At 56.4% G+C, this 18,439-nt stretch carries 17 protein-coding genes and 2 tRNA genes; 18 read left to right on the forward strand and 1 reads right to left on the reverse strand.

Annotation, left to right across the window (positions count from 1 at the left end):
- Positions 1-13: 13 nt before the first annotated feature.
- From rpiB to QZ377_RS07275, 13 genes are all read left to right on the forward strand, one after another.
- The gene (gene rpiB / locus QZ377_RS07215) at positions 14-448 is read left to right on the forward strand and encodes a ribose 5-phosphate isomerase B (protein ID WP_012625072.1); all 435 of its coding nucleotides are present in this window, start codon (positions 14-16) and stop codon (positions 446-448) included.
- Between the two features lie 9 nt (positions 449-457).
- On the forward strand, positions 458-1,909 hold the full coding sequence (gene cysS / locus QZ377_RS07220; RefSeq protein WP_291440496.1) for a cysteine--tRNA ligase: 1,452 nt from the start codon (positions 458-460) through the stop codon (positions 1,907-1,909).
- 29 nt (positions 1,910-1,938) lie between these two features.
- Positions 1,939-3,348 carry a M48 family metallopeptidase gene (locus QZ377_RS07225; protein WP_291440497.1) on the forward strand — a complete coding sequence of 470 codons (1,410 nt, stop codon included), beginning with the start codon at positions 1,939-1,941 and terminating at the stop codon, positions 3,346-3,348.
- A complete protein-coding gene (hslV, locus tag QZ377_RS07230; RefSeq protein ID WP_291440512.1) occupies positions 3,348-3,881 on the forward strand; it encodes an ATP-dependent protease subunit HslV in 534 nt (177 codons plus the stop codon). The genes QZ377_RS07225 and hslV overlap by 1 nt, the downstream gene beginning before the upstream one ends.
- 116 nt (positions 3,882-3,997) lie before the next feature.
- A complete protein-coding gene (gene ispE / locus QZ377_RS07235) occupies positions 3,998-4,885 on the forward strand; it encodes a 4-(cytidine 5'-diphospho)-2-C-methyl-D-erythritol kinase (RefSeq protein WP_291440498.1) in 888 nt (295 codons plus the stop codon).
- Between the two features lie 6 nt (positions 4,886-4,891).
- A tRNA-Gln gene (locus tag QZ377_RS07240) sits at positions 4,892-4,966 on the forward strand.
- A gap of 185 nt (positions 4,967-5,151) precedes the next feature.
- Entirely contained in the window at positions 5,152-6,099 is a 948-nt protein-coding gene (locus tag QZ377_RS07245) for a ribose-phosphate pyrophosphokinase (RefSeq protein WP_291440499.1), read from the forward strand.
- Between the two features lie 267 nt (positions 6,100-6,366).
- Positions 6,367-6,966 (forward strand): 50S ribosomal protein L25/general stress protein Ctc, encoded by a 600-nt coding sequence (locus tag QZ377_RS07250; RefSeq protein ID WP_291440500.1) that lies wholly within the window; start codon positions 6,367-6,369, stop codon positions 6,964-6,966.
- A 281-nt stretch (positions 6,967-7,247) separates the two neighbouring features.
- Positions 7,248-8,150, forward strand: a complete 903-nt coding sequence (locus QZ377_RS07255) for an alpha/beta fold hydrolase (RefSeq protein WP_291440501.1) — start codon at positions 7,248-7,250, stop codon at positions 8,148-8,150.
- Positions 8,140-8,829: an aminoacyl-tRNA hydrolase gene (pth, locus tag QZ377_RS07260; protein WP_291440502.1), complete on the forward strand. Its 690-nt coding sequence runs from the start codon at positions 8,140-8,142 to the stop codon at positions 8,827-8,829. Before QZ377_RS07255 ends, pth begins: the two co-directional genes overlap by 11 nt.
- A 385-nt stretch (positions 8,830-9,214) precedes the next feature.
- A complete protein-coding gene (locus tag QZ377_RS07265; RefSeq protein ID WP_291440503.1) occupies positions 9,215-9,730 on the forward strand; it encodes a CarD family transcriptional regulator in 516 nt (171 codons plus the stop codon).
- Positions 9,731-10,034: 304 nt separating this feature from the next.
- Complete coding sequence (rho, locus tag QZ377_RS07270) at positions 10,035-11,330, forward strand: transcription termination factor Rho (protein ID WP_012625082.1); 1,296 nt, start codon at positions 10,035-10,037, stop codon at positions 11,328-11,330.
- A gap of 217 nt (positions 11,331-11,547) precedes the next feature.
- Positions 11,548-11,859, forward strand: coding sequence for a c-type cytochrome (locus tag QZ377_RS07275; protein WP_291440504.1), 312 nt, complete (start codon positions 11,548-11,550; stop codon positions 11,857-11,859).
- A gap of 77 nt (positions 11,860-11,936) precedes the next feature.
- Here QZ377_RS07275 and QZ377_RS07280 read toward each other — a convergent pair whose 3' ends face one another.
- Positions 11,937-12,686 carry an endonuclease gene (locus QZ377_RS07280; RefSeq protein ID WP_291440505.1) on the reverse strand — a complete coding sequence of 250 codons (750 nt, stop codon included), beginning with the start codon at positions 12,684-12,686 and terminating at the stop codon, positions 11,937-11,939.
- A 166-nt stretch (positions 12,687-12,852) separates the two neighbouring features.
- On the opposite strand from QZ377_RS07280, the gene QZ377_RS07285 reads away from it, so the two are divergent.
- The 5 genes from QZ377_RS07285 to QZ377_RS07305 form a co-directional block, all read left to right on the forward strand.
- Positions 12,853-12,928 (forward strand) — tRNA-Val (locus QZ377_RS07285).
- Positions 12,929-13,583: 655 nt separating this feature from the next.
- Entirely contained in the window at positions 13,584-14,273 is a 690-nt protein-coding gene (locus tag QZ377_RS07290; protein WP_291440506.1) for a MotA/TolQ/ExbB proton channel family protein, read from the forward strand.
- 2 nt (positions 14,274-14,275) lie between these two features.
- On the forward strand, positions 14,276-14,755 hold the full coding sequence (locus tag QZ377_RS07295; protein WP_291440507.1) for an ExbD/TolR family protein: 480 nt from the start codon (positions 14,276-14,278) through the stop codon (positions 14,753-14,755).
- The gene (locus QZ377_RS07300; RefSeq protein ID WP_291440508.1) at positions 14,752-15,426 is read left to right on the forward strand and encodes an energy transducer TonB; all 675 of its coding nucleotides are present in this window, start codon (positions 14,752-14,754) and stop codon (positions 15,424-15,426) included. Before QZ377_RS07295 ends, QZ377_RS07300 begins: the two co-directional genes overlap by 4 nt.
- A gap of 943 nt (positions 15,427-16,369) precedes the next feature.
- A partial coding sequence (locus QZ377_RS07305) for a hypothetical protein (RefSeq protein WP_291440509.1) occupies positions 16,370-18,439 on the forward strand: 2,070 nt, incomplete at its 3' end.

The following is an 18,439-nucleotide window of genomic DNA, read 5'->3' on the forward strand; positions in this document are numbered from 1 at the left end:
TGCAGGAGTTGTTATGCAATCCATCCATCTGGCATCGGACCATGCGGGCATCGATCTTAAAACCACACTGGCCGAGCATTTGGGAAAAAAGGGCATCAACGTCGTAAACCACGGCACTGACTCCAGAGAAAGCTGCGACTATCCCGTGCTGGCCCACAAGCTTTGCGCCGCTGTGGAAGCGTCCGGCGAACTGGGTATTCTCATCTGCGGCACGGGCATAGGCGTGTCCATAGCCGCCAACCGCCACTCCGGCATCCGCGCGGCTCTTTGTACCACCGAACTCCACGCCCGCTTTTCGCGCCTTCACAACAATGCCAATGTGCTTTGCCTCGGCGCGCGCGTCACCGGCGTGGAGCTGGCGCAGGCCATAGTGGACGCTTTTCTGGAAGCCCCTTTTGAAGGCGGCCGTCACCAACGCCGCCTGGATATGCTTAACCTCCCCGCATAAAGGAAGATCATGCTGCTCTATAATACCCTGGGCCGTCAGAAAGAAGAGTTCATTCCTTTCCGCCCCGGCAAGGTGCATATGTACGTCTGCGGCATCACCGCTTACGACTACTGCCACATCGGCCATGCCCGGTCGGCCCTGGTTTTTGACGTACTTGTGCGCCAACTGCGTCACATGGATCTGGATGTGACCTTTGTACGCAACTTCACGGACGTGGATGACAAGATCATCAACCGGGCCAATAAAGAAGGGCGTGACTGGCGCGAAGTGGCCCAGACCTATATCAACGCCTTTCATGAAGACATGGACAGGCTCGGTGTGCTGCGCGCAGACATGGAACCCCGAGCCACTGACCATATACAGGAAATCCGGGATCTCTGCGCCAAGCTGGTGGCCGAAGGCAAGGCCTACGCCACTGCATCGGGCGACGTGTACTTCAGGGTGCGCTCCTACCCGCCCTATGGCAAGCTTTCGGGCCGCAGTCTGGACGAACTGCTTTCCGGAGCGCGCGTGGCCCCCGGCGAAGAAAAGGAAGACCCGCTGGACTTCGCCCTGTGGAAGGCCGCCAAGCCGGGTGAACCCTCCTGGGAAAGCCCCTGGGGCTTGGGCAGGCCCGGCTGGCACATCGAATGCTCGGCCATGAGCGAGTCTTACCTGCCCCTGGACATCCACGGCGGCGGGCAGGACCTGGTGTTCCCCCACCACGAAAATGAAATCGCCCAGACAGAGGCCGTGTGCCATTGTCATCTGGCCCGGTACTGGGTGCACAACGGCTTTGTGCAGGTCAACGCCGAAAAAATGTCCAAATCGCTTGGCAACTTCAAGACCATCCGTGATATTCTTGAAAACTACCTGCCAGAAACCTTGCGCTTTTTTCTTCTCGGCAAGCACTACCGCAGCCCCATTGACTTCACGGCGGAGGGAATGGATGAGGCGGAAAAAGCTTTGCACAGGGTGTATACCGCCCTGCTGGAAACGCAAAAAGCCCTCACGCGCGAAAAATGGAAAAAATCTCCCCTGCCCGCGCAGCTGACAGAAGATTGGGCCGCACAGGCCGAAGCTCTGGACGAGGCAATGAATGACGATCTCAACACCGCGCAGGCGCTGGGCCATATATTCACGCAGGTACGGCTTGTAAACCGGCTGCTGGAAGACAAAACGCTGCGTGCAGCCGAGGCAGGACGGGACCTTTTGCAGGACTTCCTGGCCCGGGCAGAACAGTGGAATGTGCGATTGGGGCTTTTCGGCCAGCAACCCGAAGCCTTTCTGGCCGACCTGCGCCGCATTCGCGCCGCCCGCAGAAATATTGATATCCCCCGCGTGGAGGCCCTGCTGCAAGAACGGCAGGAAGCCCGCGCAAACAGGGACTTCGCCCGCTCCGACGCTCTGCGTCAGGCGCTGCTTGATCTCGGGGTAAGCGTACAAGACACCCCCGAAGGGCAGAACTGGGACCTGGAGTAGGCTCGGCCCGGGTACCGACGGGAGAACCTATGCTGCATTATTGCGCCCCGCGCCGCTGGACGGCCCTGCTTGTGCTGCTGGCTTTTCTGCTCCCGCAGATATGCCCCGCGCCCGCGCAGGCGTTCTTTTTCGGCGGCGTGACCATCAAAGACGAAAAGGAGATGGGAAAAAAATTCGATATCATGGTGCGGTCAAATCTGCCCATCATCGAAGACCCTGAGGTAAAGCAGTATGTGGACTATATGCTGGGCAGACTGGTCAAGACCATTCCCCCGCAGCCTTTTACCTTTAATGCCAGCACCATACTGCACAACTCGCTTAACGCCTTTGCTGTGCCCGGCGGCTACGTTTATGTGTTCACCGGCCTGATAATGAATCTGGACAAGGAAGAAGAACTGGCCGGGGTGCTGGCCCACGAGCTGGCTCACGTCACCCAGCGCCATGTGGCCTCGCGACTGCAACGCGCCCAGTTCGTCACCCTCGGCTCCCTCCTGCTGGCCGTAGCGGGCGTGGCGGCGGGCGGCGCGGGCGGCGGAGCCATGGCCGTCGGCGCTATGGGGGCTGGGCAGTCCGCCATGCTGAACTACAGCCGCATGGATGAAACCGAGGCTGATCATATCGGCCTGCAATATCTTATTGCCGCAGGCTACCCGCCGGGCGGCATGGTGGGCGGCTTCAAGGTGCTGCGGCAGAAAAGCTGGATGAGCGGCATAAGCGTACCCACATATCTTTCCACCCACCCCGCTCTGGGCGACCGCATCAACGGCCTTCAGGCCCGCATCCAGAGTATGCCCAAGGCCGTGCAGGACCGCAGCCAGGACAGCAAGCGCTTTACCCGTGTCAAAGCGCTGCTTTGGGCCAGATACGGCGATGACCAGGCGGCCCTGCAACGTTTTTCGGGCAATGACGGCCTGTCCAGGATGGGCCGGGGCATTGTGCTCGCCAGGCAGAACCGCATCAACGAGGCCAGCCAGGCTTTTGACCAGGCTCTCAAGGCAGCCCCCGAAGACCCACTGGTACTGCGTGAAGCCGGAGCCTTTCACTACCGCAAGGGCGACATGAGCCGGGCGGATGGCCTGCTTTCCAAAGCCATGCGGCTGGACCCCAATGATTATATGGCCTCCTTTTTTTATGCGCGCATGCTGGACGAAACGGGCAGGCAGGCTCAGGCCGCCAGCCACTACAAGGACGTGCTGCGCCACGTCCCCGAAGACTCCGAAGTGCACGAGGCTTATGCACGCTCGCTCGGCAAGGCGGGCAATACGCCCGATGCCTATATTCACATGGCCTACAGCGCCCTGTACTCCAACAATAAAAAGCTTGCCGAACGGTATTTCAACCAGGCCAAGAGCATGGCCTCCCGCACGACGGACAAGCGCGCTTTTCAACGCCTTGAGGCCGCCTACAAAGAACGCAAGGAAATATGGGACAAGAACTGATGGAAACACATGCCACAACGATTCTCGCGGTGCGTAAGGACGGCATCGTGGCCCTGGCCGGTGACGGGCAGGTGACCATGGGGCAGACAATGATCATGAAGCATGCGGCCCAGAAAGTGCGCCGCCTGCATGACGGCAAGATTCTGGCCGGTTTTGCCGGAGCCACCGCCGATGCGTTTACCCTTTTTGAACTTTTTGAATCCAAGCTCAAGGAAGTACGCGGCCACATGGTCCGGGCCGCCGTAGAGATGACCAAAGACTGGCGCAAGGATAAATACCTGCGCAAGCTGGAAGCCATGCTGCTGCTGGCCGACAAGGAACATATTCTGGTCCTTTCAGGCACAGGCGATGTTATCGAGCCGGACGACAATGTAGCTGCCATCGGCAGCGGCGGCCCCTATGCCCTCGCGGCCGCACGGGCGCTTTCCCGCCACAGCGGGCTTGACGCGGAAACCATCGCCAGGGAATCCATGCGCATTGCCGCCGAAATATGCGTTTACACCAACGACCACGTGACCCTTGAAACCCTGTAGGACGGCTTGACGTTATCTGGCGCCGCCGCCCTGCCCGGCCCCCATCGCTGCAAAAACACGGCTTAAAGAGCATGCGAGACAAAAAATCAGGCCAGGGATATGACAAGGACACGTTCATGAGTATACTCACTGCCGGCTGCAAGGTGAATCTGGGCTTGCGCATCACCGGGGTTCGCCCCGACGGCTATCACGAAATCGACTCCCTGTTCTACCCGTTGCCGCGCCCCTGTGATCAGATAAAACTGCGCGTCACTGACGGCAGCGGTATTTCCGTGCTCTGCGCAGGGCCGGGGGCCGGGCTGCTGGACACGAAAAACAACACCCTTACCAAGGCCTACACAGCCTTTGCCCAGGCCGTGGATTGCCCTGTTCCCGGGCTTGAGGTGCGTTTGCGCAAGGGGATCCCTTCCGGGGCAGGCCTTGGCGGCGGCAGCAGCGATGCGGCAGCCCTGCTGCACTGGCTTAACGGGCATGCTGCCACGCCGCTCTCTTCACAGGGTCTGGCAGATGTGGCCCTTGGCGTGGGGGCCGATGTGCCTTTTTTTTTGCACAATCGTCCCTGCCGTGTGCGCGGCATAGGGGAAATTATCGAATTTGTTGATCTGGATGTTTCCGGCATGCGTCTTGTGCTCGTATGCCCGGAAATCCATGTAAGCACGCCACAAACGTTTGCTGATTACGACGCTTTTGCGGCAGCCTCCCACGCTGGCGAAAAGCAAAACAGCTTGACAAGAGAGCAAAGCAGGGCTAATGGAACTTTTCTCTCCCAAGGGCGGTTTGACACTGACTTGGTCAACGATCTAGAAAACGTTGTCTTCAAGCGTCATCCCGAGCTGGCCGACATCAAGGCCACCCTGCTGCGCTACGGGGCAACAGCGGCTTGCATGAGCGGCAGCGGCTCCAGCATACTGGGGCTTTTCAAGCGCGAAGCGCTTGTGGAGGCACAGGCTGCCGTCGCCATGCTGCAAGGAGAGAACAGGCGCGTTTATGCGCATGTGTTGTGACTGTACTGGGATGTAGCCAAGTGGTAAGGCAACGGGTTTTGGCTCCGTCATTCGAAGGTTCGAACCCTTCCATCCCAGCCACACACCATGCACGACGCGCAGTGAATGCTGGAGCGGCTGCTATGCAAATACCCGACCGCTCCGGTTGCCGTGCGGGTAAATATCCGCATCCGGCCATGGCGGCGACAGACCAGCCAACTTCGTGACCGGCGGCAGGCAAGGGTGTACAACCTAAATGCTCTTTGACGCGCAAGGCGGGGCGGTTCATGTTCAGCGATCTTAAGATCGTAACCGGTTCTTCCAATCCGGAATTGGCCAAGGCCATTTGCAACCATCTGGGCTGTCAGCTCACCCCAACGCTGTCCACTACGTTCAGCGACGGGGAGTTGCGTATTGAAATCGGTGATAATGTCCGCGGCGACGATGTTTTTGTGGTGCAACCCACTTGTCCGCCCACGGTCAACCGTAATCTTGTTCAGCTATGCCTTATGCTGGACGCCCTTAAAAGGGCCAGCGCCGGGCGCATTACAGCCGTTATTCCCTATTACGGCTATGCGCGGCAAGATCGCAAAGTCAGCCCCCGTGCGCCCATAAGCGCCAAGATGGTGGCCGACTTCATCAGCGTGGCCGGGGCAGAACGCGTGGTGACCATTGATCTGCACGCAGGGCAGATTCAGGGCTATTTTGATTGCCCTGTGGACAATCTTTTTGCCGTACCTGTAATGCTCGACGCCCTGCGCAAGCTCGGCGAAGAAAAAATTGTCATCGTCTCGCCCGACGCCGGCGGCGTTGAACGGGCCAGGGCCTATGCCAAGCGCCTTGATGCGCCCCTGGCCATTGTGGACAAAAGACGCGACAAGCCCAATCAGGCGCAAGCCATGCATGTCATTGGCGATGTGCAGGACAGGGTAGCCATTGTGGTGGACGACATGATCGACACTGCGGGAACCCTGTGCGCCGGGGCCGAAGTTCTGATAAAAAACGGAGCGAAAAAAATCGTGGCCTGTGCCACGCATCCGGTGTTGTCCGGTCCGGCCATTGATCGCATCAATGCCACCGAAGCCCTTTCACAGGTCTTTGTTACCGACACCATCCCGCTGGGCGACAAACTGGAACGCTGCCCTAAACTCGAAGTCATCTCGGTGGCCGCCATATTGGGCAAAACCATTCACAACATTCATACCGGTTCTTCGGTCAGCGTGTTGTTTGTTTAGCAAAAACCGTCGGCGCAAAGCCTTCGCGCACGGCCGTACGGCGCATATCCCGCAAGGGAATGGCAAGATACAATAAAGAAAGCGCTGATCCATGCGGATTTTTACTTTCCGGCAAGGGCAAGCGAATTCCGGGCGCACGGTGTGCAGGGCATGCCGGGCCGACAACGGACGCAGTCTCAGGCGGTCAGAAAGCGAAAAGACCGGCGGGCGGCATTTCTCAAGAACTTTTCCGCACGTGTCAGGCGGCGGTAAGCCAAGGAGTGGACCATGAATATTGAAAAGACTTTGAGCGTGCAAAAACGCGAAGGTTACGGCAAAGGCCCCAGCGGCCGCCTGCGTGCCCAGAAATTGATCCCGGGCGTGTTCTACACCCCCAAGGGTGAAAACATTTCCGTGCAGGCCCCTGCCCTGCCCCTGCAAAAAATTTACGAAGAAATGGGCCACACCACGGTGTTCAACCTCGAAATCGAGGAAAACGGCCAAAAGACTGCGCATCCCGTGCTTATCTGGCAGGTGCAGTTCCATCCCTACAAGCGCGCCTTCACCCACATCGACTTTTACGGCGTGGACCTTGACAAGGAAGTTACCGTTGACGTACCCGTGGAATTCGTGGGAACCTCGCGCGGCGTGAAACTTGGTGGCGTGCTCGAAACCTACCGCGAAATGGTGCGCCTCACCAGCAAGCCGCTGAGCATGCCCCAGAAGGTCACTGTTGACGTCACCGATATGGGCATCAACGACACCATCAGCGTGGGCGACCTCAAACTGCCCGAAAACGTGCGCGCCGAGTTTGACCAGAACTATGCCCTGGTGACGGTCATCTCCAAAAGCAAGGACGACGCCGAAGAAGAAGGCGGCGAAGCCTAGCCTTTGTCCGGGCCAGCAGACTGATGGGCCGGTCAGGCCATGTACGACCATTTATGGCCGGTTCCGCAAGGAACCGGCCTCCTTTTTAGGGCAGATTCGCGTTGAAGCTGTCTGACGCCTGCCTGGCAGGCCCGGCCATAAAGACGCAAGGCAGCTTCAACCGTTGTCCGAAGCTCTTACGGATACACGACAGAGCCGCCATGCGTTGCGCAGTCAAGCGCCGTAGTGGGCGCCGTAACAACATTGCGAAATATATCCGTAACGGTAGAATATTCTGAAATATGCCGCACCATGCTGTGACCTATCATTCCTTGCGCCCCATGGGCAGCAGAGCAAGCCTGGAAATCTGGCCCAAGCACAAGGCCGGGGTCATGCTTTTTTATCCGGGAACCATGCTTTCGCCAGTGCAGTACAGGCCGCTTCTTGCTGCCCTGCATGAGGCCGGTTTTGGCATTGCGGCCCTGCATTTCACCGGCCATGGCCGCAACAGCCACTGGACGGGCTTTACCTTTGACGACCTCGTGCGGGACGGCCTGGCTGCAGAGCAGTGGCTGCGTAAACGGGGCCACCGCGCCATTGCCGTTTGCGGCCACAGCCAGGGCGGCATCCTTGCCATGGCACACGCCGCGGCCTCCCAAAAACTCGTCGCGGCCTTTCCCATCACCGGTATCTTGCCGCAGAGCGACAGGCTTATGGACCTGACGATATTCCGGCGCTGGAGCAGCAAAAAACGTGAGTTCGCAGCCACATTGCGCTTTTTGGCGCACTGGTTGCCACGCCTGCCCATGCCGTTGCAGTCGTACCTTTCCGTGCGGCGCATTGTGGCTGGCGCGCGCCATATTGCCTATAACAGAAAGCAATGCCGCATGAGCTACCCGCTGGCCTACCTGTCCAGCCTTCTTTCAGCCTCCATAAGCGAGCAGATGCTATGTCCCCTTTATTTTTTCAGTGCGGTCAATGACGCCCTTTTTACCCCGGCCGGGATCCGGAGCACCTTTGAGCAGCTGCGCGCACCGCAAAAAAAGCTTGTCTGGCTGCCCGGTGGGGGGCATCTGGCGGCCATGAACCCTGCACTATGCCGCTATATCGCACGGCATGCGGCGGCGGCCTGTGCGGGCCTGGGGCTTCCCCTGCACCTGGAAAAAACATGTCGCGCTCAGGGAGGCGCAGGTTATGGACTATAATGGCGTTCTGGTGGGTCTGGGCAATCCGGGCGCACGCTATGAAGGCACACGGCACAATTGCGGTTTCGCCCTGGTGGATGCCCTTGTGGACGCTGGCCGCCGCCACGGCACTGTAGACGAAATGAACGGCGGCAAATTTTCCTGTCAATTGTGGCGCGTGCGACTGCCCCGCCTTGAAGGCTGCTGGCTGGCCGCCAAGCCGCAGACATTCATGAACCTCAGTGGGCAGTGCGTACAGCCGTTGCTGGCCTGGCATAAACTCAAAGCGGCAGACCTTGTGGTGGCCCACGATGAGCTGGACATTGCGCCCGGCGAGCTGCGCTTCAAATTCGGTGGGGGCAATGCCGGGCACAACGGCTTGAAATCCATAACCGAGCTTCTCGGTACACCGGATTTTTACCGTCTGCGCGTGGGCATAGGCCGTCCCCCCCACAAAGGCGACGTGACCAACTGGGTTCTGGGCCGCCCCCAGGGTGAAGACGCCGAAAACCTGGATCGCAGCCTGCCGCTGGCGCTTGATGTTCTGTTCACCTTTGCCGACAAAGGTCTGGACAGCGCCGTGCGCCTGGCAGGAAAAACAGCCAGACCGCGCAAGCCCGTCGGGCAGCCTGCAAGCGCTGATGCCTGCAACAGCAGCCCTGAATCTTCCGCCATCCCTCAAAACAAAGATAATAGTTAACCCGGCGTGACGGCGCTGGTATTTTGTGGTATGTATTCAGGAATACAGAGCACAGGGGCCTGGTGAATGCCATATGCACTCCCCCGCACCTTTGCTCTTGGGACAGGGGTATGACTCACTAGTGAGTCTGTAAAGAATTGCTTTGCATCCTGCGGCACTGCCGTAAACGTGGTGCTGTTTCGCTGTAAACAGATCTTAAAGATAACCAACAGCCAAGCCCTGTGCTTTTTTTGCTTTTTCGGCTGGACTCTTCAGCACATTTAGACTACTATCTTTGAAGAGTAAGTTTCCAACTCATCTTTTATTCAAACAAAATTCGTGACTTCCAGCTTTTTCCGCTCCAGGTCTCGTACAGTGGCGCTCCTTTGGGGCGTGTGGTGGCATAATGTTCACGCCGAACGATCTCGTTGTATATCCAGCCCAGGGGGTGGGCAAGATAGAAAGCATCGATAGCCAGACTATTGGCGGTATCGCATGCGATTTCTATATTGTTCGCATTCAGGCCAACAATGTAACGTTGATGGTTCCCGTTAATAATGCTGCACACGTGGGGCTGCGCACTCTTACCACGATGGAAGAGGCGGAACGTATTCTTGAAGAATTGCGCAGCAGTACCGGCAAGGTTGTTCATACCGGCCAGAACTGGAACCGGCGGTTCCGCGAGTATTCCGAGCGCCTGAAAAGCCCCGAGCTTGCCGTGGTTACAGAAGTTCTACGCGAACTCCTGCTTATCGGCCGCACCAAGGAGCTTTCTTTTGGCGAACGCCGCCTGCAGGAGCAGGCCATGGGACTCGTCACCGGAGAACTGGCCGAGGTGCTCAAGGTTGAAGAAGACAGCCTTCGGGATGAATTACTTGAGCTTTATGCGCCACCGCCACCCCCGGAAGAAAATCAGAACTGAGCCGACTCCTGTCGGGGTCCCCCCCACCCGATCGAAAAAGACTGTATCTGCCCGCAATTAACGGCAAGCCGTTGTGCCGGGCATGGCGCACGCGACCCAAAATGCTGTGTATGCTGCCAAAACATGATCGGGAGTGACGTATTTTTTAAGGTGTAGACGTCACTTTTCTCTTGCCATAATGCAAAAGATGGGCTAATCGCTTTCACGCACACCTATTTTGTCTCCTTACATCCAATCGCCAATAGTACAGTGTTGTAAAATACTGTATGGTTTTAGTTTGTCTTATTCAAAAGATCGGACAGTTATGCGCAAAAAGAAAGCTACCCCCACACTGTTGACAGACAGCGCCCTGAGCCTCACCGACCTGAAGACCCGCAGCATGCAGGAACTCATGGATCTGGCTGAACAGTACGAAATTGAAAATGCCAGTTCCATGCGAAAGCAAGAGCTTATCTTTGCATTGCTTTCCACCTGCGCCTCGCAGAATGGCGCCATCTACGGCGACGGCGTGCTTGAAATACTGCCGGACGGCTTTGGCTTTCTGCGTTCGCCCCTTTGCAGTTACATGCCGGGACCAGACGACATCTACGTGTCGCCATCGCAAATCCGGCGCTTCTCCCTGCGTAAAGGCGACATTGTTTCCGGGCAGATTCGTCCGCCCAAGGAAGGGGAACGCTACTTCGCCCTGCTGAAGGTTACCGAGATAGGCTTTGAACCGCCGGAACATGCCAAAAATCTCGTCCTGTTTGACAACCTTACCCCCATCTACCCCGACCATCAGCTCGTCATGGAAAATGGCGAGAAAAATCTTTCCAACCGCGTCATCGACATCATGGCCCCCATTGGCCGTGGCCAGCGCGGTCTTATTGTCGCCCCCCCCCGCACAGGCAAAACCATCCTGCTGCAATCGCTTGCCAATGCCATCAACGCCAACAATCCGGAAGTCTACCTCATCGTGCTGCTGATTGACGAGCGCCCCGAGGAAGTGACGGATATGGAACGTACGGTCAAAAAGGCCGAAGTAATCAGTTCCACGTTTGACGAGCCGCCGCAGCGCCATGTGCAGGTCTGTGAAATGGTGCTTGAAAAGGCCAAACGCCTGGTCGAACGCAAGCGCGATGTTGTTATCCTGCTGGACTCGATCACCCGTCTTGGCCGGGCCTACAACGCCGTAACCCCCTCGTCTGGCCGTGTGCTTTCCGGTGGTCTGGACGCCAACGCCCTGCAACGGCCCAAGCGCTTTTTCGGCGCGGCCCGCAATATCGAAGAAGGCGGCAGCCTGACCATTATCGCCACCGCCCTGATTGATACCGGCTCACGCATGGACGAAGTGATCTTTGAAGAGTTCAAGGGTACAGGCAACATGGAAATCTACCTGGACCGCCATCTCTCGGAAAAACGCGTATTCCCCGCCATCGATATCAACCGCACCGGCACCCGCAAGGAAGACCTGCTGCTGCCCGAAGACGTACTCAACCGCGTCTGGATACTGCGCAAGATTCTGGCCCCCATGTCTGCTATCGACAGCATGGAGTTCCTGCTGGACAAGATGCGCGGCACCAAGTCCAACAAAGACTTTATGAATGCCATGGGCAAATAGGCCCGTTCGGGCAAAGCCCACCAAGTGCCTTATTGAACCCCGGTTTTCCGGGGTTTTTTATTTATTGATGTTAGCATCTAATATTACTGTTTTTTTCCAAACATCACAATCTTGCCTGCTGTATCACTATTTTTTATGTGCTAGGCTATGTGTACAGGAGGCCTGCGCCCCTGCGCCGCCAATGGCGGCCCGGCCCTTAACATAAGGAAGAAAAAGCATGAAAAAATATCTGCAATATGGAGCATTCACGCTGGCCGCAGCCCTGCTTTTTACCGGCATCCAGCCCGCAACAGCCCAGGATAGCGAGCAAGACGGCGCAAAGCTCTACACGGCCCTTTGCGCTTCCTGTCATACCCCCACTCCCGGAAAAATGATGGGTAAGCCCGTTGACGGTCTGGTGGCCGGAATGGAAAAGGTCAAAAATATGGAATCGCCCACCGGTCCCCTGATCAAGATGAAAGCAGTGCTTACGCCATTGACTGAGGCGCAGATAAAAAATATTGCTGAATACCTTAACCAGCTTAAGTAACTCAATGGATAACGCCCCCGGGAATTCCCCGGGGGCGTTATCGGACCCGTTGGTCGTGCGGCTGCGTTATACAAATCCTAATCCCCGCGCCACAGCCCGGCCTCCAGGCAGGCCAGTTTGACAAACCTGTTTTCGTTGCCCTGAAGCCGCTCGATACGCCCGGCCCGGGCACACTCCCACGCGTCCACCGGATATCGGCTGTTCCAGGCCCGCATAAGCTTTCGTAGCCTGTGGCTCATCCTGTAGGATGAAGAATAGGCCTCTGCCATATAAAAATAGGTACGCGCAATCTGGCCGCGTGCGCGCTCCGGCGGCTCAGCCCTGTTTCTTGCCACTTTCATGACGCATTGCCCAAAGCTCGATGCTGCTTCCGGCAGCATGCCATAGGTATAGTTTGATCGCAGGGCATTAACCGCACCTATGGATGGGTACAGGTTATACATATCAGCCTGCATGAGGCGGTAATGTCTGTTGACTCTTTCCGCACAGCGCCGCCCTTTATATTGTTTGCCGCCTTTGACGCATGCAGGATGCCCTTGTCTCCACTCCTGAAAAAAGCGACCCATATTTTCTGCAGGCAGGACGTGCTCCCATTCCAGTTTTTCGGCCCGTGCCGCATGCGAAGCAACTGAAAAACCTTCTGACAGGGTGATCTTGCCCTCAAGATCATAGGCCGCCCCACAGTATAGTGTAACGGAATGGTCATAGTACACCTGGCCCGCCAACATTTTTTTGGCTGCTGCAAAGCTTTCATTACTGAGATTTCCGGCAGCCAGTGCCAGGCAGGCGTTAAAAAAAAGAACGCTGAAAAAAAGCAGTATTCGCATAACCCACCTCTTTTCCAGCTATATAATCTTATTTATATCGAATCAATGATAAATATACATTTATATATAAAACCCTGTACGTCCCGACAATCGTTGCCCTTCTTCAAATTGATGATGACAAGCACAAAAAAACAGTATATCTTACATTTCTTGAGCGAGTTCTATCGGGCAGTTAGCTCAGTTGGTTGAGCATCGCCCTTACAAGGCGGGGGCCGGGGGTTCGAGTCCCTCACTGCCCACCAATGATACAAGGGGTCACGGCGTAAGCTGTGACCCCTCTTATTTTTGCACATATCACCTGTACGCCGCACTGGGGCTGAAAAGCTTGCGCGGCTGCCTTTTTTCCGTCCTGACTGGCGGCAATAGTCAGAAGCCTGCCCCCCCCCACCTCATCTGCCCGGTGCTGTTCCCACGTTCATGCCAAATGCCATCGCTTCAGCAATAGTGGCCCCTCGGCCAGCATTCCGTTCGCGCGCCAAATACAAACAGGTGTAAAAGTGGGTGTAAGGCCCACCTTTTTTATTGTTTGCAATACTCTTTTTCAGGTTTGAACCAGATTTGCCCGAATCAGATGCTCCGCGCTACCACAAGGTGAGGCGTTTCCACTTTATCCATTTTACACCGCAACAACCAACAACAAGACTCTGCCACACGCTGTACGGCTGTTGGCAAAATCATTTCCCAGGCCCGGCCAGACCGCCAGTATGGGACTGCCCGATTTTTCTGGACAGCCACGTGCAACGCTTCTTTGGCGCAAGCAGGGTAAAACCGGCCGTCAAACACACATATCATACTGTTTTTATTAATTTATATCTTACATTGACACGATGCGGCGGACTGACTATGTATACAACACACTTTGAATTCCAATTTCATATTCACATGGAGAAAGGCCGGATGAATTCCATGATTGAAGCGGTGCTTCAGGCTACGTTTATTTCTAAATGTGTGCTGGTACTGCTGTTGTTTATGTCTGTGTCCAGTTGGGCGTACATGTGCGGAAAGTGGCTGACCTTACGCGCTGCCCAGCGTCGCACCCAACAGGGGCTTGTGGCTTTTGACGATGCCGGAGAATTACGTCAGGCCCTGCCTGTGATGGAGGCGGACAGCCAGTCGCCCCTGTACGGCATAACCCGCCGCGCCGTGCGCGAGTATAACCGCCTCACCCGCACAGGAGATACCGAGCGTCTGCTTAATGACAACGTGCGCCGCGCCCTGCACTTCGCCATTGCCGAAGAAGTCGCACGGCTCAAATCCTCTCTGGCCCTGCTCGCCACTGCCGCCAATACGGCCCCGTTCATCGGCCTGTTCGGCACAGTGTGGGGAATCATGCATTCCTTTACTGCCATTGCCCAGATGAAAAGCGTGTCACTGGCAACAGTGGCCCCCGGCATAGCCGAGGCGCTTATCGCCACGGCAGTAGGCCTGTTTGTGGCCATCCCCGCCGTGTGCGGCTACAACGTATTCAGAGCAAAGCTGGTATATATTGAAGGCGTGTGCATCAACTATGCCGGTCAGTTGCTCAACCGCCTGCAACATGAAGCGCCGGAATACAGTAAAGGCATCGACTTTGCCGGGGAGCGCTGATTATGGCCTCATCCGCTGACGACGATTTTGTTGCCGACATCAACGTAACCCCATTTGTGGACGTCATGCTGGTATTGTTGATCATTTTCATGGTCACGGCCCCCATGATGACAGAAGGGCTTGATGTGGCCCTGCCCAAGGTGGAAACTTCAGAGGTTCTGCCCACAGAGGACGACCATCTTATCCTGACCATCAAGTCCAACGGGGCGCTATTTCTTGACGAGTATGAAACCGGGCTGCCCGACCTGCCCGAGGTGCTCGCCGTGCGCGTAAAAAATGCCGGACGGCAGCTTTTTGTGCGAGCCGACAAGGACGTACCTTACGGCATGGTCATGCATGTGATGGACCGTGTGCGCGGAGCGGGTATCAGCGATGTGGGCCTTGTGACCACATCCGTATCCGATGGCTTCGACGAAACCGCAGGCGGCGACGCGGCGAACGCATCCGCAGCTCCACAAAAGAAAGAGGGCAATCTGCCATGAAGGTGGCCGCTCGTGGCACAACCCTGTTTTTTTCCTTGGGCATGCACACGTTGCTGCTGGGCGGCTTGCTGTTTTTGGCCAGGGAAACGCCAAACACCACAGAAAGAGTGTACCGCGTAGCTCTTACCGAATTTGCTCCGGCTCCCAATCTACCCCCTGCACAAGCGGCCGTTGAGCCGCCTGCGCCGTCTCCGCCGCCGGAGCCAAAAAAGCAGGAAGTTCAGCCGCAAAAGCCTGTGGAGCCAAAGCCGGATGTGAAAAAAATCAGCCCTAAAAAGAGCAATGCCCCCCTGCCCAAAGAGGAGGCCGCCTCGCCACCGCCGCCGCCTCTTCCGGCAGCGTCCGCCGGGCCGCAACCTCGCACCGTGGGCGGTTTCAGCGCGTATGAAAGCGATTCGCTGGATCAGCGCCCGAGCGTTACGCGGCGCGTTGTACCTGCATATCCCACCAAAGCCCGCCGCATGAATGTCCAGGGTTTCGTCAAGGTGCGCCTTGTGGTGGATACCTCCGGTCAACCTCGCAATTGCGAGATCATCAGCGCAACACCGGATGGCTATTTTGAAGAGGCTGCGCTCAAGGCAGTCCAAAGCATGCGTTTTGCTCCCGGTAAACTCAAAGGCCAGCCGGTGAACACTCTGGTAGTGGTCCCCTTTGCGTTCAGCCTGCGGTAATGGCGTTCGCGTAAGGATTTTTGCGCAACATCCACATGATTCCCCACAAAAAACATCCGTCTGCGAAAGCCTGCATTTGCGGGCTTTCTTTTTTTAAACTGCTGCTGGCATGTCCGGCTCGAACGCCCCACTGCCAGCCTGGCGGACGACCGGGTGGCAAATCTTGAGCAGGACGCTTTCTGTTTTTGGCAACCCCACAATTTTCTGCGCTGTTTTTTCATGTTTTTTATGTCCGGTATGACAGCCACTTACATTTTTTTGATCCCGCTTTTCATAGTTATACGTCTTTCGCCTGTAACAATATCGGGAAAGATGAAAGCGCGTCAGCTTGACAGAATAAAGCCTGATGCATAAATTGCTACTGCATGGGTTGACGGCTCTGTAGCATCTTGCAGAGGCAGCCCTCGCGGGAAGCGCCATCCGGCTTCCTCCATCCAGCCCCATCTGCCGATACGGCTGCCCTTTATCACAGTTTCTCTCCCGCAAGCAGGACAGCACGACCATCGATACGGTGTAACCGACACATTCTTCTGTCCGGTTTTCGCCGCTTGGCATGCTCACCAGGCCTCAGCACTGCCCATCCCAAAAGCGTTTGCTTTCAACGTCCCAACAGGCTTGTGTGCTCTGTTAACAGCATTGACTGCCCGGCACACAACAAGCCTTGACGCTACCGTTGCCACAAGAATGCGGCAGCGTTTTGCCGGAAGCCGCGAGCCATTTTACTGCACGCATCCCGGCGGGAATCTTTTCGGATTCCCTGATATTGTTCATTGTTGTCAGGCCCTATGACGCCCGGCAACGACGTGATCTCTGCCAGTTACTGGCCTGCTTCCCGTCAGCTTTTCATAGCTCCACCCTACTTTTATTTCTATTCCCTTGAGCTTGCTGCCATATACCGCGCGCTTTTCAAAGCGCCTGATTCGCAGCCAGAAAGGAGATCCCAATGGCAAATATTGTTTTAATCCGCCCGGCCACCGGCGGCCACATTTCCATACCTGCAGAAACCGGCGCCACCATCGTTCTGGATTTCATCGCAACCCAGAGCACCCTTGAGCGCAGTAATGACAATCTTGTTTTCCGTTTTGATGACGGCGCAGATATTGTCATTGAAAACTTTTATACCACGTTCGGTCAGCAGGATATTCCCCAGTTTGAGGTCGATGGGCAACTTGTGTCGGGAGCGGACTTTTTCAACGCTTTTGGCCCGGATCTGATCCCTGCCGCCGGCCCTGACGCCGCATCGCAACGCAGCGCCCGCTATACCGAAAATGCCGACAGCGACCTGGCTTCCGGGGTCGATCATCTGAACGGTCTGGATATGAGCGTTTCCGGCACTGAAGCACCCACAGCCTTCGTGGCTTTTGATTCCGCCCCCCTTAATACGGGCGGCGGCGGTAGCGACATCACGCCACCGCCACCGCCACCGCCGTACGCCCCCTTTGTTCGTGCGGTACTCTACACCCCCGACAACACCGGAGCCGCTGTAGGCGCCAACATCTTTTTTTCTGAAAACGGAAATTCTCCTTTCGCCATCCCGCCGGGCAGCATGGATTTTTCAGGCTCAGCCCCCTGGGCGCAGTATGGAATCAGCGCCACCTTACCCGAAGGTTGGTCGCAAAACTGGGTTAACATCTCTCTGGACAGCTACACAGGAAGGCTGGAGTTCCGTCTTACCCCTGAAGGCGTGGCAGAAATGCAGCGTCTTGGCCTGAACGGCGAAGACCTTGTCGATATCATCCGCATTTCCGTAACGGATCGGCATTCCGGCAATACATTTGATTACAATGTGGAATTTGTGGCTACGGCCGATCCGGAGTTCGACTCCGCCGCCCACACTGCCAAGCACGGCAACGAGGCCGGTTTGGACAACATTGGCGAATTTCACTACGGCAGGGGTACAAACGGGCAATACTCCATCATCTCCTCAGATAAAAATGATGAAATCATCCTGGCCGACACGCTTCAGGGCGGCAGCTCCATACATGCCAGCGGTTCTGCCGACCCTGCCCATATGGCTAATGATTACAATACAATCAAGCTGTACAACGGAGCGCAGGCAAATGAGACCGGAAAGATCACGCACATCACGTCCACAGACGGGGTGCTCACAAGCAACGGCGGCATTCTTGCCACTGCCCAGGGCAGCGGCAACGATATTGATATGGGGGCCGGCAAGGTAGATGTTTCCTCTTACGGTCTCAAAGCCAGCAACGGCGGGGAAAACCGTATCGCTGGAGCAGACATAACTGTCAGGGGCACCAGTGGGATAGACTCCAGCAGCGGCGGAAAAAACATCCTGGATGCCGGAGACAACGGCAATGTGACCGTCAACGCCTCAACGGCCCTGAAAGCTGAAGGGAAAGACTCCCTTATTGACGTTCACGGCGGCAATGTAGACATCGCCGGTTACTATGACGGCATATCGGTCGATTCCAAGGGAACAGCCAATATCAGCGGCGGCACAGTGAATATCACCGCCACCAATGGCAGAACAGTGAAAAACTGGACTGACGGCACGATCAACATCAATGCCGATGATGAGGTAAACATACGGCTTACCAATGCCAGCCAGTCCAGCGCAGCCATCATGACCCTGAGCGGCACCACCACCGTCAAAAGCGGTGGAGACATCAACATCAATGTTGACAAGGGAACCTATCAGACGTCGGGCATCAATACATGGTCACGCGGCACAGCCAACGTGGAAGCGGAAAAAGATATCAACATCAAGGTGCATTCCGAAAAAGGCAATGGTGTAACGTACGGCGCTACAGGTATTGAAATCGGCTTCACCCATGGCGGGCGTAACAACATCACGTCCAACCACGGCGATATCAAGCTTGATATCGATGCTTCCGCAAGCGGCGTTTACGGCATTACCACATCTGGTTACGACAACAGGAGCGACGGCATCACCACCATATCCGCCAAAGAAGGCACGCTGGATATCAAGGCAAGCGCCACCAATGACTCCTACTACGCCCACGGAATCGCCTCCAGCGGTTACGGTAAA

It is taken from the genome of Desulfovibrio sp. (assembly GCF_019424165.1).
Lineage (GTDB): Bacteria > Desulfobacterota > Desulfovibrionia > Desulfovibrionales > Desulfovibrionaceae > Desulfovibrio.

Bases quoted from the DNA above. Each gene is read 5' to 3' on its own strand.
- QZ377_RS07275 (WP_291440504.1), top strand. From the start codon at position 11,548: ATGAAAAAATATCTGCAATATGGAGCATTCACGCTGGCCGCAGCCCTG.
- QZ377_RS07290 (WP_291440506.1), top strand. From the start codon at position 13,584: ATGAATTCCATGATTGAAGCGGTGCTTCAGGCTACGTTTATTTCTAAA.
- QZ377_RS07295 (WP_291440507.1), top strand. From the start codon at position 14,276: ATGGCCTCATCCGCTGACGACGATTTTGTTGCCGACATCAACGTAACC.
- QZ377_RS07245 (WP_291440499.1), top strand. From the start codon at position 5,152: ATGTTCAGCGATCTTAAGATCGTAACCGGTTCTTCCAATCCGGAATTG.
- QZ377_RS07250 (WP_291440500.1), top strand. From the start codon at position 6,367: ATGAATATTGAAAAGACTTTGAGCGTGCAAAAACGCGAAGGTTACGGC.
- rpiB (WP_012625072.1), top strand. From the start codon at position 14: ATGCAATCCATCCATCTGGCATCGGACCATGCGGGCATCGATCTTAAA.
- QZ377_RS07225 (WP_291440497.1), top strand. From the start codon at position 1,939: ATGCTGCATTATTGCGCCCCGCGCCGCTGGACGGCCCTGCTTGTGCTG.
- QZ377_RS07265 (WP_291440503.1), top strand. From the start codon at position 9,215: ATGTTCACGCCGAACGATCTCGTTGTATATCCAGCCCAGGGGGTGGGC.
- ispE (WP_291440498.1), top strand. From the start codon at position 3,998: ATGAGTATACTCACTGCCGGCTGCAAGGTGAATCTGGGCTTGCGCATC.
- pth (WP_291440502.1), top strand. From the start codon at position 8,140: ATGGACTATAATGGCGTTCTGGTGGGTCTGGGCAATCCGGGCGCACGC.
- cysS (WP_291440496.1), top strand. From the start codon at position 458: ATGCTGCTCTATAATACCCTGGGCCGTCAGAAAGAAGAGTTCATTCCT.
- rho (WP_012625082.1), top strand. From the start codon at position 10,035: ATGCGCAAAAAGAAAGCTACCCCCACACTGTTGACAGACAGCGCCCTG.
- hslV (WP_291440512.1), top strand. From the start codon at position 3,348: ATGGAAACACATGCCACAACGATTCTCGCGGTGCGTAAGGACGGCATC.
- QZ377_RS07280 (WP_291440505.1), bottom strand. From the start codon at position 12,686: ATGCGAATACTGCTTTTTTTCAGCGTTCTTTTTTTTAACGCCTGCCTG.
- QZ377_RS07300 (WP_291440508.1), top strand. From the start codon at position 14,752: ATGAAGGTGGCCGCTCGTGGCACAACCCTGTTTTTTTCCTTGGGCATG.
- QZ377_RS07255 (WP_291440501.1), top strand. From the start codon at position 7,248: ATGCCGCACCATGCTGTGACCTATCATTCCTTGCGCCCCATGGGCAGC.